This window comes from Streptomyces sp. NPDC059398 (assembly GCF_042751845.1).
Classification (GTDB): Bacteria; Actinomycetota; Actinomycetes; order Streptomycetales; family Streptomycetaceae; genus Streptomyces.
In genome coordinates, this window is the sequence record NZ_JBHYWP010000006.1 from 72989 (window position 1) to 85918 (window position 12930).

General features: G+C 71.9%; 12 protein-coding genes. 6 read left to right on the plus strand and 6 right to left on the minus strand.

Annotation, left to right across the window (positions count from 1 at the left end):
* Nucleotides 1–89: 89 nt before the first annotated feature.
* The 4 genes from ACFXBC_RS04225 (at nucleotide 90) to ACFXBC_RS04240 (ending at nucleotide 4333) form a co-directional block, all read left to right on the plus strand.
* Entirely contained in the window at nucleotides 90–920 is an 831-nt protein-coding gene (locus ACFXBC_RS04225; protein ID WP_385018484.1) for a hypothetical protein, read from the plus strand.
* Nucleotides 921–1733, plus strand: coding sequence for an NADH:ubiquinone oxidoreductase (locus ACFXBC_RS04230; protein ID WP_385018486.1), 813 nt, complete (start codon nucleotides 921–923; stop codon nucleotides 1731–1733).
* Complete coding sequence (locus tag ACFXBC_RS04235; protein ID WP_385018488.1) at nucleotides 1730–3793, plus strand: proton-conducting transporter membrane subunit; 2064 nt, start codon at nucleotides 1730–1732, stop codon at nucleotides 3791–3793. Before ACFXBC_RS04230 ends, ACFXBC_RS04235 begins: the two co-directional genes overlap by 4 nt.
* Nucleotides 3794–3859: 66 nt before the next feature.
* Nucleotides 3860–4333 (plus strand): universal stress protein, encoded by a 474-nt coding sequence (locus ACFXBC_RS04240; protein ID WP_385018490.1) that lies wholly within the window; start codon nucleotides 3860–3862, stop codon nucleotides 4331–4333.
* Nucleotides 4334–4442: 109 nt separating this feature from the next.
* Here ACFXBC_RS04240 and ACFXBC_RS04245 read toward each other — a convergent pair whose 3' ends face one another.
* Genes ACFXBC_RS04245 through ACFXBC_RS04260 form a run of 4 tightly spaced genes read right to left on the minus strand, consistent with a single transcriptional unit; the run spans nucleotide 4443 to nucleotide 7939 of the window.
* Nucleotides 4443–5015 (minus strand): YbhB/YbcL family Raf kinase inhibitor-like protein, encoded by a 573-nt coding sequence (locus ACFXBC_RS04245; protein WP_385018492.1) that lies wholly within the window; start codon nucleotides 5013–5015, stop codon nucleotides 4443–4445.
* Nucleotides 5012–5578: an isochorismatase family protein gene (locus ACFXBC_RS04250; protein ID WP_385018494.1), complete on the minus strand. Its 567-nt coding sequence runs from the start codon at nucleotides 5576–5578 to the stop codon at nucleotides 5012–5014. Before ACFXBC_RS04250 ends, ACFXBC_RS04245 begins: the two co-directional genes overlap by 4 nt.
* Complete coding sequence (locus ACFXBC_RS04255; RefSeq protein ID WP_385018496.1) at nucleotides 5575–7446, minus strand: MFS transporter; 1872 nt, start codon at nucleotides 7444–7446, stop codon at nucleotides 5575–5577. Before ACFXBC_RS04255 ends, ACFXBC_RS04250 begins: the two co-directional genes overlap by 4 nt.
* 52 nt (nucleotides 7447–7498) lie before the next feature.
* Nucleotides 7499–7939, minus strand: coding sequence for a MarR family winged helix-turn-helix transcriptional regulator (locus tag ACFXBC_RS04260; RefSeq protein ID WP_385018498.1), 441 nt, complete (start codon nucleotides 7937–7939; stop codon nucleotides 7499–7501).
* A gap of 230 nt (nucleotides 7940–8169) precedes the next feature.
* Here ACFXBC_RS04260 and ACFXBC_RS04265 point away from each other — a divergent pair, with 230 nt between their 5' ends.
* Both ACFXBC_RS04265 and ACFXBC_RS04270 read left to right on the plus strand, forming a co-directional pair.
* Nucleotides 8170–9672 carry an MFS transporter gene (locus tag ACFXBC_RS04265; RefSeq protein ID WP_385018500.1) on the plus strand — a complete coding sequence of 501 codons (1503 nt, stop codon included), beginning with the start codon at nucleotides 8170–8172 and terminating at the stop codon, nucleotides 9670–9672.
* Nucleotides 9669–10229 (plus strand): TetR family transcriptional regulator, encoded by a 561-nt coding sequence (locus ACFXBC_RS04270; RefSeq protein ID WP_385018502.1) that lies wholly within the window; start codon nucleotides 9669–9671, stop codon nucleotides 10227–10229. The genes ACFXBC_RS04265 and ACFXBC_RS04270 overlap by 4 nt, the downstream gene beginning before the upstream one ends.
* A 74-nt stretch (nucleotides 10230–10303) precedes the next feature.
* Here the strand turns inward: ACFXBC_RS04270 and ACFXBC_RS04275 are convergent, their stop codons facing one another.
* Together ACFXBC_RS04275 and ACFXBC_RS04280 are read right to left on the minus strand one after the other, a co-directional pair.
* Entirely contained in the window at nucleotides 10304–11227 is a 924-nt protein-coding gene (locus ACFXBC_RS04275; protein WP_385018504.1) for an NADP-dependent oxidoreductase, read from the minus strand.
* 112 nt (nucleotides 11228–11339) lie between these two features.
* Nucleotides 11340–12731 (minus strand): MFS transporter, encoded by a 1392-nt coding sequence (locus ACFXBC_RS04280; protein WP_385018506.1) that lies wholly within the window; start codon nucleotides 12729–12731, stop codon nucleotides 11340–11342.
* Between the last annotated feature and the right edge of the window lie 199 nt (nucleotides 12732–12930).

Below are 12930 nucleotides of genomic sequence, written 5' to 3' on the forward strand. Positions count from 1 at the left end.
CGCCGCCCCCCCCCCCCCCGAGCCGCCCCCCCCCCGCCCCCCCCCAGCGGGCTTCCCCCCCCCCCGGCCGCCCGGCCGCGGCACCCCCCGTGCCCTGGCCGGCCCGGCTGGTCCGGTCCCTCCACGCCGAGCTGGAACGGATCGCCAACCACCTCGACACCATGGTCAAACTCACCGAGGCGGCCGGGCTCGCCGTCGCCACGGCACGCTTCGGCCTCCACAAGGAGCGCGTCCTTCGACTGACGGGGCAGTTGTGCGGCAGCCGCTTCGGTCGCGGTGTCGTGGTGCCGGGCGGCGTGCACGCACTGCCCGCGCTCGCTCCCCCGGCCCTGGACGGCGCACTCGCCGGCCTGCACCGGGCGATCGCGTCCGACTGGCGGGCGGCCATGGCCACCCCGTCCTTCCTGGACCGGCTGCGCGGTACGGGGCCGCTCTCGCCGGATCTCGCCAGAGCTCACGGTGCGCTGGGTCCGATCGGGAAGGCGTCCGGCTGCACGGCGGACGCCCGCTACGAACGCCCCTACGACGCCTATACCTCGCTCGGGCTCGGCCAGCCGCCCGACCAGGCCGACGGTGACGCCATGGCCCGCACCCATGTCCGCGGCGCGGAGATCGGCCAGTCGTTCCATCTGCTCGGCCAGGTCGTCGAGGAGCTGCGCGCGCTCCCCGCCGACGGTCTCCTGTGTCTCCCTGTGCCGGAGGACCTCACGGGGGAAGGCGTCGGCTGGGCCGAGGCGGCTCAGGGCGAGGTTCTCCATCTGCTGCGCTGCGACCGGGGGCGGGTCGTCAGATGCGTGCCGCGCTCCGCCTCGTTCCACAACCTCGTTCTCTTCCATGAGGTGTTCGCGGGCGACATCCTCACGGACTTCCCCTTCATCGAAGCGAGCTTCGGACTCTCCATCGCAGGGGTGGCGGTATAGATGCCCTGGTTCTGGCGCGGGTTGCGTGAAGGCGTCGTCACTACCGGATATCCCGGGAGGCACGACGCGTACGCGGACGGTTTTCCCGCAGCGGTGTCGGTACGTCAGCCCTCACCGGAATCGCCTCCCCTGACGGCGGACGAGGCCGCGGGCCTGTGCCCGACCGGGGCCATCGTGTCCGACGGCGCCGGTGCGGTCTCGCTCGACCGGGGGCTGTGCATCCAGTGCCTGCGCTGCACTCGGGCGCGCCCGGACCTCTTCGGGCCGCAGTACGGGACGGAGACGGCGGCCGTCTCACGCGCCTCTCTCGTCGTACCGGAATCGGGCGGGAGCGATACGGGCGAGAGCGATCCGGCACTCGAAACGCTGCGGAAGGAGCTGGCGGCCCGGACGGCCCGCTTCCGCCGCTCGCTCCACATCCGGCATGTCGACGCAGGGTCCGACGGAAGCGAGGAGTGGGAGATCGCCGCGCTCGTCAACCCCGTCTACGACATCCACCGGCTGGGCCTGTTCTTCACCGCCAGCCCCCGCCATGCGGACGTCCTGCTGGTCACAGGTGCCGGAACACGCGGTATGGCCGCTCCCCTGCGCCGAACCCACGAGGCCACCGCCCGGCCCGTCGTCGTCATCGCGGCCGGTACCGACGCCTGCGGCGGCGGGCTGTACGCCGACTCGTACGCCACACATGGCGGGCTCGCCGATCTGGTCGACGTGGACATCTGGGTACCGGGCTCGCCGCCCAGTCCCTTCTCCCTGCTGTATGCGCTGCTGCTGGCCACCGGCCGGCTCGCGGAGAGCGGAGCGACCTCGTGAAGGCGCTGATCACCCTGGGGCTGCTGCTGTTCGCAGGCGCCGCGGCGGCCGACTGCCTGGCCGGGCGCCACCTCCGCCGTGCGCGGCTCACCGCGGTGCCGTATCTGCTGTGTGCGGCGGGGTCCGGCTGCCTCGCCGCGGTCGGTGCCGGGGCGCTGCGTACCCCGGGCTCGCCTCCGTACCTCGGCTTCGGCGACTGGCTCGGATTCGGAACGAGCGGCCTTGAGGTGGACCGTCTGTCCGCGCTGTTCTGGCTGTTGACCTTCGCTGTCGCTGTCGCCGCATGCCTGACCGCCGCGGGGTGGGCGCCGGGCCGGGTGCACAGCCGTGGCCCGGCCGCCTACTGCGCGCTCGTCCTCGCCTCGGTGGCTGTCGTGGAGAGCGCCGACAACGCCTTCCTCTTCCTGTTCGCCTGGGAAGCGCTGACGCTGGGCTTCTATCTGCTGACCGCGTCCGAAGGCACCCACACCAACGCCTCGCTGGTGACTCTCGGCTTCGGCAAGGTCTCCGGAGCCGCCCTGCTCCTGGGCCTCCTGCTGCCCGCCACCCGCACCGGCAGCTTCCTGCTGGCCGACTTCAGCCGCTTCCCGCCGGGCTTTCCGCACGGCGCCGCCTGGACCCTCCTCGTCATCGCGTTCGCCGTCAAGGTCGGGCTCGCCCCCGTCCAGGTGTGGATGCCGCGCGGCTACTCGGCCGCACCGGCCGGGCTGCGGCCCGTCATGGCGGGTGTGGCCGTCAACGCGGGGTTCTACGGTCTGTGGCGCACCCTCGACCTGCTCGGGCGCCCGCCCGCCTGGCTCGCCGTCGCGCTCCTGCTCGTCGCGGCGCTCACCGCGCTCCTGGCCATCGCCCACGCAGCTGTTCAGGGGCGCCTCGAACGGGTTGTCGCCTACTCCAGTGTCGAGAACGCCGGACTGATCTGCGCGGGCTACGCGGTGGCGCTGGTCGGCGTGTGCGTGGACAGCGACCGGCTCACGGCGGCCGGTCTGATCGCGGCGACTCTCCAGACGGTCGCTCACGCGATCGCCAAGACCCTGCTGTTCGCCGGGGCGGCGGCCCTCGAATCGGACGCGGAGACCGGAGATCTGGAGCAGCTGCGCGGTACGGCCCGCCGACTGCGCTGGGCGGGTACGGCGGTCGCTGTGGGCTCCGTCACGCTGGCGGGGCTGCCGCCCACCGCCGGGTTCGTCTCCGAGTGGTTCCTGCTGGAGTCCCTGATGCAGCAGTTCCGGGTGGTGCATCTGCCGTACGCGCTCGCCCTCGCCGCGGCGGGCGCCCTGGTGGCGCTCACCGTCGGATTCGCCTCCGTCACCTTCGTACGCATCATCGGCATGACCGTCCTCGGTCCCCGCGACCGCGGACCGGCCCCGCGCGCACCCCGCAGCACGGACCTGGCCATGGCGGGCCGGTTCGGTGTGCTGATCCTCGCGGTCGGCGGCAGCGCGCTGGCCGCACTGACCCCGCTCGAACTCCGCCTCGCCATCCGGGGACTTCAGGACCTCGTACCGGCCCGTACCAGCGGCGGCGTCCTGAAGTCCCCGTGGGTCGTACAGCCCGTCTTCAAGGATTTCTCCGTGCCGTCACCCTCCTGGCTCTGGGTCTCGATGCCGCTGCTGCTGGCAGCCGTCGCCGTCCTGCTGCTCGGAGCCTCCCGCGGTGGCGCCCTGCGCGTACGGCGGACCCCCGCCTGGCGATCCGCCGGGGGCGGGGTGCACGGCGACGACCAGTACACCCCGTTCGGCTACGCCAACCCCACCCGCCGGGTGCTGGCTTCCGTACTGCGCACCCGGACCAGGGCCACCTCACCGTCCGCTGCGGCGGGGAAGCCTCCGCCAGGGGCCGGGGCTGCCGTCCCCACGGCCGTGACGGGCGGGGTCCTGGACTACTCCACCGATGTGGTCGAAGTGGTGGAAACCTATGCGTACCGGCCGTTCTACCGTCCCCTGCGTGCCCTGGTAGCCGCGTCCAAACGCCTCCAGTCCGGCCATCTGGACGCCTACCTCGCCTACATGCTGATCGTCCTGGTCGCTCTCCTGACAGTCGTGACCGGCCTGGCGTGAACCACGATCCCGTCCCATGTCCCGGCCAGAAGGACATGTCCCGGCCAGAAGGAGCAGAACCCCGCGATGTCCGCAGCCCCCGTCACTCCTTTCCACAGGATCCTCGTCGCCTGGGACGCCTCGCCCGCAGCCCGTACCGCACTCACCACCGCCATGGCCATCGCCCACGGCAAGGGCCTCGTCATCGCCAGAGCCGTTCTCACCCCGCCCCAGCACACCGAAACCGGCGGCGAGCAGAGCCGCGACCTCGGCTCCAGACGGGTCTGGCTCCAGGACCAGTTCGACCATGCCCTCGACACCAGCAGCCACCACGGCGCCCGGGTACGCCTCGAATGGGGAGAGAGCAACGACATCCCCACCGACTTGTGTGCCCACGCCGAACGCCATGGGTGCGACCTGATCGTCCTCGGACGCCACGGGGACGACAGCCGGTTGCGCACCGCGGGTCTCGGGCCGGTGGCGCAGGCCGTCAGCGCCCGCTCCGCGCTGCCCGTCCTGCTCGTCAGCACACCCCGCGGCGCCGAGCCGGGGCAGCCCTGAGAGGGATCGACCCGTGTGGCCCTGCGCTGTCGGGCCGGACCGGGACGGAGGGGCGCGGATGCCGGGTGTCCGGTGGAAGCACGGGCGGGGTCCGGTTCCGGTTCCGGGATCAGCGTTCGTATACGCCGGTCAGACGGCCGCGGTCGAGGACGGGCGCGGTGATCGCGGTCAGGAGGGCGCGGGGGCGTGCCCGGTCCACCGGCGTGGCGCCGGGGGCGCTCTCCACGGGGGCGGCGAGGGCGAAGAGCTGGAAGGTGTAGTGGTGTGGTCCGTGGCCCTTGATGGGCGCCGGGCCGTGGTAGCCGCGGCCGATGGTGGACCGCAGCACCCGTACACCGGTGGCCGGCTTCCGCGCACCGAGGGCGCCGGGGTCGAGCTGCCCGGTCGCCGGGTCGATCAGCGCGACACAGTGCGCGGCGGGTCTGGTCAGCGGGACGTCGATGTCCTCGACGACCAGCAGGAGTTGGGCGGTGCCGGGCGGCGGCGTGGTCCAGGCCAGGTGGGGCGACAGGTCGGCGCCGCCGATGTTCTTCGCGCAGTGCCGCAGCGGCAGGGCATCGCCGTCGCCGAAGTCCCGGCTGGTGAGTGCCAGCAGCTCGGGGCCCTGCAGGTGGGGGAGGTTCCACGCCGTGTGGGTCTCGCCCGCCCTGCGGTGGTGCAGGAGTCGTCCGACGAGGGTCATCGTGCTGCCTCCACCTTGGTGATGATCTCGTCGGTGGTGGCGGTCTCGCCGAGCTTGGGGAAGACGTGCCCGATGCTGTGACGGTGAGCGTCGGCGTCCGGGTCGCTCATGGCGTCGGTGGCGAGGACGACGTGGTAGCCGTGGTCGGAGGCCGAGCGTGCTGTCGACTCGACGCCCGCGCTGGTCGAGATACCGGCGAGCACGAGCTGGGTGACGCCCAGATCCCTGAGGAGGGTGTCGAGGCCGGTGTCGTGGAAGGCGCTGCGCCGCCGCTTGGTGATCAGGTGGTCGGTCGGCCGGACGTCGAGTTCGTCGACGAGGTCGGCCCAGCCGGCCGGCAGTGCGGCGATGCTGCGGGACCCTCCGGCCTCGGTACGTCCGGGGGCGCGTCCGGTGACGTTGACCAGGATCACGGGCAGGCCGTGCCGCCGGAACTCGGCGGCCAGCCGGGCCGCCTGTGCGACGACGGCACTGCCCGAACCCTCGGTGTGGGCCGAGACGATGCCCTGCTGCAGGTCGATCACGACGAGCGCGGGCACGGGGTCGATCGTTGTCAGTGTCATGGGGTTGTCTCTCCTGTGGAGGTGGGCCGGTTGCCGGGGTCGGCCGGTGTGGTGCGCTCAGCCGCTGCTGTACGTGTGCGGGCGTGCGAGGGGGTCACGGCGGGGGCCTCCCGCGGAGCCGGGGCGCTTGCGGTGGGTCCGGTACCGGCGCCGCGCAGCAGGGAGGCGATCGCCGCGAGGAGGGCGAGGGTGGCGCCGAAGGCGAAGACGACGACCAGGCCGGAGTGGAAGGGGCCGGAGATCAGTTTCGGGAAGAACTCGCTGCCGGTCAGGGCCTGTTGCTGCGCTGCGGTCAGATGGGCCAGGACGCCGCTGGGCTGCAGCAGGTGCTGGATCGGGTTGACGCCCAGCTGTGCGGCGAACAGGGACGAGACCGGAGGCAGGCCGCCGACCTGGGCGGCGACATGGGCCGGTACGCCCTGGTGCTGAAGTCCGCTGGTGAGGGTGTGCGGGAGGCTGTCGGCCAGCCCGGCGATCATGAGCGAGAAGGACACGCCGATGGAGACGGCGGTGCCGGAGTTCTGGAAGGTGGCACGCATGCCGGAGGCGACCCCGCGCAGGTGCGCGGGCACGCTGCCCATGATCGAGGAGGAGTTGGGAGAGGCGAACATGCCGCTGGCTATCCCGTTGAGCGCGATCAGCACCGCGAAGATCCAGTAACTGAAGTCGATCGGCAGCAGCATCAGCCCGAGGAAGCTGGCGCCGAAGAGCAGCGCGCCGCCGGTGGCAAGTCCCCGGGAGCCGAACCGGTCGGAGAGGTGGCCCGATATGGGGCCCGCGGCGAGGAATCCGGCGGTCAGCGGCAGCATGAAGATCCCGGCCCACAGGGGCGTGTCGCCGTAGTCGTAGCCGTGCAGGGGAAGCCAGATGCCCTGCAGCCAGATGATCAGCACGAACTGCATCCCGCCCCGGCCGATCGAGATGGCCAGGCCCGCCATGTTGCCGAAGGTGAAGGCCCGCCGGCGGAAGAGGTCCAGTTGGATCAGGGGCGCGGCGACACGTCTCTCGATGGCGATGAATGCCGCCAGAAGAACGAGTCCACCGGCGAGCATCGCGTCGACCAGCGGGTTGGTCCAGCCCATGGTGTGCCCGCCGTAAGGCTGCAGTCCGAAGGTGACCGCGATCAGGGCCGCGCTGAGGCCCACCGCGAAGGTGATGTTGCCCCACCAGTCGATCCGGCCGCCGCCGCGCTTCCCGGTCTCGCGCAGGGTGCGGTAGGCCCACAGCGTGAAGAACACGCCGACGGGCACATTCACCCAGAACACCGCCCGCCAGTCCCAGGCCGAGAGCAGTCCCCCGGCCACCAGGCCGATGAACATCCCGCCCAGCGCCGCGACCTGGTTGATGCCCAGCGCGAATCCGCGCTGCTCCTGCGGGAAGGCATCGGTCAGGATCGCGGCCGAGTTCGCGGTGAGCATCGAGCCGCCGACAGCCTGCACCACACGCCAGGCGATCAGCCACATCGCCCCATGGCCGCCGTCGAAGGGGTCGAAGGAGAGCAGGACCGAGGCGAAGGTGAAGACCGCGAAGCCGGAGTTGTAGATCCGTACCCGGCCGTACATGTCGCCCAGGCGGCCCACCGTGACCACCAGGACGGCCTGGACCAGCCGGTATCCCATGATCATCCACAGCAGGTAGGCGATATTGCCCGGAGCCAGCGGGTCCAGGTGCACACCGCGGAAGATCGCCGGCAGGGCGATCAGCACGATGGAGCCGTCCAGCGCGGACATGAAGACCGCGGCGGTCGTGTTGGTGAGCGCCGTCCACTTGTACCGGTCGTCACCGGCCGGGCGGGTGGAGCCGGGTGCGTCCGGCGGAGAGCCGGGTATGTCCGCAGGAGAGGCGGGTGTGTCCGGAGGATCTGCCATCAGCTTGGGTCCTCGTGGTTCCGTGTGGTTCCGTCGTGTCGGATGTGCTGTGTCAGATGTTCTGTGCCAGCCGCTCCAGCAGCGGCGCGGCCGCTGCGAGTTGCTCCAGCTCCGTGGGCGTGAACGCATCGCCGGCCAGGGCCCGGGCGATGAGTTCGGCCCGTGCGTTGCGCTTGTCCTTCAGCGCCTGGTGACCGGCCCCGGTCACCGTCAGCACCATGCGCCGCCCGTCGTCCGGGTCCGGACGGCGCTCGACCAGACCACGGGCCCGCAGCGTGCCGAGTGTCGCCCCCATCGCCTGTGCGGTGATCTGCACCTCCCGGGCCAGCGCCGATGAGGTGGTGGGGCCCGAGCGGTCCAGATGTGACAGGGCTGTCCGCTCGGGCATCGTGAGCCCGCCGTCGACCGGCACTTGGCGTACCCGCCGTACCAGCACGCTGAGGCTCGCCAGCAGGGCCGAGGCGACCGCGTCGGGGTCCAGGTCGTCGTTCATGTACTAAGGCTACTTTATCAAGCAGGCTTAGTACATACGCCGGAGCGCTGAGGGACTGTCGGACTGAGGAGCTGTCGGGCTGGGGGGGCAGTGGACTGGGGGGACAGTGGGTTGGGGGCAGTGGACTGGGGGGCAGGTGGCAGCCAAGCGTCCGCGGGGTGAGATGCTGGATGTCATCAATTGAAGACATCATCCGATGACAATGCCCGACAGCAGACAAGGTCCGCCCCGTGCACCCGATATCCGGCTCCACCCCCGCCCCCTGGCAACAGCGGGCCCTGGTCCCTGTACTGGTGTCCCTCGGCATGCTGGTCGCGATCATCAGCAGCCTCGGCGCCCCGCTGATCCCGACCATCGCCGCCGTGGACCATGTCTCGGTGGACGACGCCCAGTGGTCCCTCACCGTCACGATGCTGATCGGGGCCGTCGCCACTCCGGCCATGGGGCGGCTGGGAGACGGGCCCCACCGCCGGAGGGTGATCCTGACCGGGCTCGCCGTGGTGCTTCTCGGGAGCCTGCTGGCTGCTCTGCCGCTGGGGTTCGCCTGCCTCATCGCGGGGCGCGCGTTCCAGGGTGTGGGCATGGGTCTCGTTCCGCTCGCGATCGCCACCGCGCGCGACTCCGTACCGCCCGAGCGGGCCCGGTCTGCGCTGTCGACGCTCTCGCTCACCACGGCCGCCGGCGTCGGGATCGGCTACCCGGTCACCGGGCTACTCGCCCAGAGCCTCGGGATGTACGCGGGGTTCTGGTTCGCCGCGATCGCCACCACTCTGGCTCTCGGCGCCGCCGCCGTCGTACTCCCCACGCCTCCCCGGCGTCCGGCGCACCCCATGGACGTACCCGGGGCTCTGCTCCTGACGCTCGGTATGACCGGGCTGCTGTTCACCCTGACCCAGGGGGAGCACTGGGGCTGGGGATCTCCCCGGCTGGTGGTGCTCGGCGCCGTCTCGGTGCTGCTGCTGGCCGGCTGGGTGCTGCAGGAGCTGCGTACCGCCCATCCCCTGGTGAATCTGCGTCTGGTCCGTGACCGTACGGTCTTCGCGGCGCATCTGACCACCATGATGGGCGGCGTCGGGATGTATCTGCTGATCTCCCTCGTGACCCGGTATGTACAGACGCCGTCGGACGCCGGGTACGGCTTCGGGGCCTCCGTCGTCGTCACCGGCCTGATCCTGGTGCCGTTCTCGGCGGGCAGTCTGGTGGCCGGCCGCGTGGTGCGGATCCTGGTCCGCAACCAGCCGCCGGTCCGGCTGCTGCCCGTGAGCTGTCTGCTCTCCCTCGCGGCCCTGCTGACCTTCGTCTTCGCCCACGACGGCCTGTGGGAGGTGTTCGTGACGATGGCGCTGGCCGGACTCGGTGTCGGTGTCAACTTCGCGGTCACCCCGGGGCTCGTGGTCGGTGGCGTGCCCGCGCATGAGACAGGGAGCGCGATGAGTTTCAATCAGGTGGTGAAATACATCGGTTACTCGGCCGGCAGCGCGCTCAGCGCCGTGATCCTCCAGGCCGCCACCACGTCGGGGCAGGGCCTTCCCCCCGAGAGCGGATACCGTACGGCCGGGCTGACGGGGTGTGCGGTCTGGGCCGCGACCGCCGTGGTGGCGTACGTCCTGATCCGGACGGGTGCCCGCGCCGCCCGGGCAGGGATCCGGGGCGGCCGGTCCCCGGTCGTTGTCGACGGCGGCCCGGTCACGGACGGCGGTGGCCTCGTCGGGCGGACCGAGGTGGAGTTGTGAGCGGCGCGGCGCCGGGGCGCCGCCGCGACGCGGCCCGCAGCCGCGAGCTGCTGCTCACGGCGGCGAGTGAGCTCTTCGCCGAGCGGGGGTTCGACCGCACCACCATCCGCGACATCGGTGAGCGGGCCGGAGTGGACCCGGCGCTGATCGCACGCTACTTCGGCAGCAAGACCCTGCTCTACGTGGCCGCGCTCCACGCCGAGCAGGGCGGCACGGCGCCGGCCGACCTCCTCGACGAGCAGCGGCTGCGCGAGGTCTTCGACAGGACCGACCGGCGTGGTCCCGTCCCGCTGCTCCAGGTCGCCGTCCAGCCGCTGAGCGACCCGGCGGCCCAGGACGCCGCACGCGCGGCGCTGCACGCACGGCTGGTCGAGCCGCTGCACGAGCGCTTCGCCCGCGAAGGGGCTGAACAGCCCCGGCTGCGTGCCGAGTTGGTGACAGCTGCCGTGACGGGAATTCTGCTGGGGCGGCACTCCGGGGCCTTCGACGAACTGGCCGGGGCCTCCCCCGGTGATCTGGTCGCTCTGCTCCGCGGCACCTTCCTGAGCGAGGACTGAGCACCGGGCGCGGAGCGGGCTGCGCGGGGCAGGACGGGCGGGCAGAGGTGCGTCTTGACGACCCGCGAGCCGTTTCACGTACGGTCGTCGCGCCCGGGTCCGACCAGCAGCACAAGCTTTCCGCGTCCGTGGCCCTCCTCGCCGACGCGGTGCGCCTCCGCGACCCCGGTGAGCGGGAAGGTTCTTGCGACCGGGAGCGAGAACCGTCCGGCTTCGACCAGCTCGCCGATCCCGGCGAGCGCGTGGACGGCCCGGCCGTCGTCCCCCCGGCTGAACCTCACGCCGTGCTCCCGCGCACCGCCGAAGTCGGCGACCGTCACGACCTGCTCCGGCCCGCCCGCGAGGCCGATGAGTTCGGGCAGCACACCGCTCCCGGCGACATCGAGCGCCCTGTCGACACCCGCGGGCGCGAGCGCGCGTACCCGTTCGCCGAGCCCCTCCCCGTAGGCGACGGGCTCGGCACCGAGTGAGCGGAGGTAGGCGTGGTTCGCCGGGCCTCCCGTGCCGATGACACGTGCGCCGCGCGCCACGGCGAGCTGCACCGCGGCGCTGCCGACGCTTCCGGAGGCACCGTTGACGAGGAGCGTCTGCCCGGACCCGACGCCGAGTTGTCCGAGTGCGCGGGTGGCCGTCTCGACGGCGGACGGCAACGCGGCGGCGCCGGCGAAGCCGAGAGACGGCGGGACCGGCGCGTAGAAGGACAGCACCGCCAGCTCGGCCTGGGCCGCGCCTTGCGCGGAGAGGCCGAAGACGCGGTCGCCGACGGCCGTGTCCGTCACGCCCTCGCCCAGCTCGTCGACCACGCCCGCCGCCTCATGGCCCAGGGTCTGCGGGAGTTCCTGGTCCATCAGCCCCTTGCGCTTCTTCCAGTCACTCGCGTTGACACCTGCCGCCCGTACCGCGATCCGGACCTCTCCCGGCCCCGGACGGGGGTCGGGGAGGTCCACGATCTCCAGTACCTCGGGGCCTCCGAACCGGGTGAACCGGACTGCCTTCATCGGTCGCTCCGCTCTCGCACAGGGGTGCGTGCTCGCCGTGCCCCGGGCCATGCACGCCCGGCGCTACGCAGACCGTACGGGGTCGTCGCGGCCAGGGCCGGGCGTCCCTCGCTCAGCTGTGACCGCTGAGGACATCGGGCTCGCTCGACGGAGCGCGTTCGGGCGGCACATCGGTGACGTCCTCGGGGCGCAGCAGCGCGGAACCCGCCGTCTCCTTCAGGGACAGGGCGGCGATCAGGCCACCCGCGGCGAAGACCATCAGATACGGGCCGGGCACCAGCGTGCTTCCGGTGGCGGAGATGAGCACCGTCATCAGGTAGGGCACGGTGCCGGCGAACAGTGCCGCGGTGATGTTGTAGGCGATGGACAGTCCGCTCTGCCGGGTGCGGGTGGGGAAGATCTCCGCGGACCACACGGCGTAGGTGCCGAGGATCGCCGCCAGGATCACTCCGAGCAGCAGACCGGCGACCCAGGTTCCGGCGAGTCCGGTCCGCATCAGGAGGAAGGCCGGGGTGGAGCCGACCAGCAGGGCCGCCGTCGCCCCGACGAACACCGGTTTGCGTCCCACCCGGTCCGAGAGCCTGCCGAACAGCGGTACGAGCACCAGCCCCAGCAGTGAGATGGCGGTGGACAGCAGGGCGGCGCTGTCGGCCGAGTGGCCCAGGTTGTCGGTCTCGTAGGTGACCAGATAGGTCAGTACCGCGTAGAAGGGGACGTGCATGGCCGTCATCAGGCCCGCCGCCTGGAGCAGTTGGCGCTTGTGGGAGCGGAGCAGGTCCCGGGTGGGGGTGCGCGAGACGGTGTTGTTGGCTTCGAGCGCCCGGTACTCCGGGGTGTCCTCGATCTTGTTGCGGATGATGAAGCCGATGATGCCGAGCGGGCCGGAGACGAGGAAGGGGATGCGCCAGCCCCAGGAGGTGAGCTGGTGGTCGTCGAGTCCGGTGGAGAGCAGCAGGAAGACGAACGACCCGGCGAGGAATCCGAGCAGGGAGCCGACCTCCAGCCAGCTCACCCCGAATCCGCGCCGTCGTCGCGGCGCGCTCTCGGCGAGGAAGCTGGCCGCGCTGCCGAACTCGCCGCCCGCGGCGAAGCCCTGGACCAGACGGAGGGCCAGCAGGAGCAGCGGTGCGGCGATCCCTATCGACGCGTAGCCGGGCAGCAGTCCGATCGTCATGGTCGCGCCGGACATCATGAAGATGACCAGGGACAGGGTGCGCTTGCGGCCGATCCGGTCGCCGAGCGGCCCGAACACCAGGGCGCCGACGGGCCGGATGCCGAACGAGAGGGCGAACACGCCGAACACGGCGAGCAGCCCGGTCGTGCTGTCGCCGGCCGGGAAGAACACGGTCGCGACGGTCCCGGCGAGATAGGCGTAGGCAGCCCAGTCGAACCAGTGGACGAACACGCCGACGGCTCCCGCAGTGACGCTCCTGCGCAGCGAAACCGCGTCGGTGGCCACCTCGGTCTCGGTCGTCGTCGTGTCACCGGTGTTGCAGGGGGGCATGCGCGCCTCCTTGGGGGTGGGTGGAGAAGCCGGAGCTGTACGGGGGCCGCCGGCGCGGTGCCCGGAGCGCGGGCGGACCGCGGTGCGGGCGGGCCGGCCGGAGGGCGGGGCTGGCGGGCTCGCGGGACCGGGCTTCGGTCAGCGGCTCGCGTTCTCGTACCGGGGCCGGGTGCGGGGCTCCCGTAAGGGCTGCCGTCGT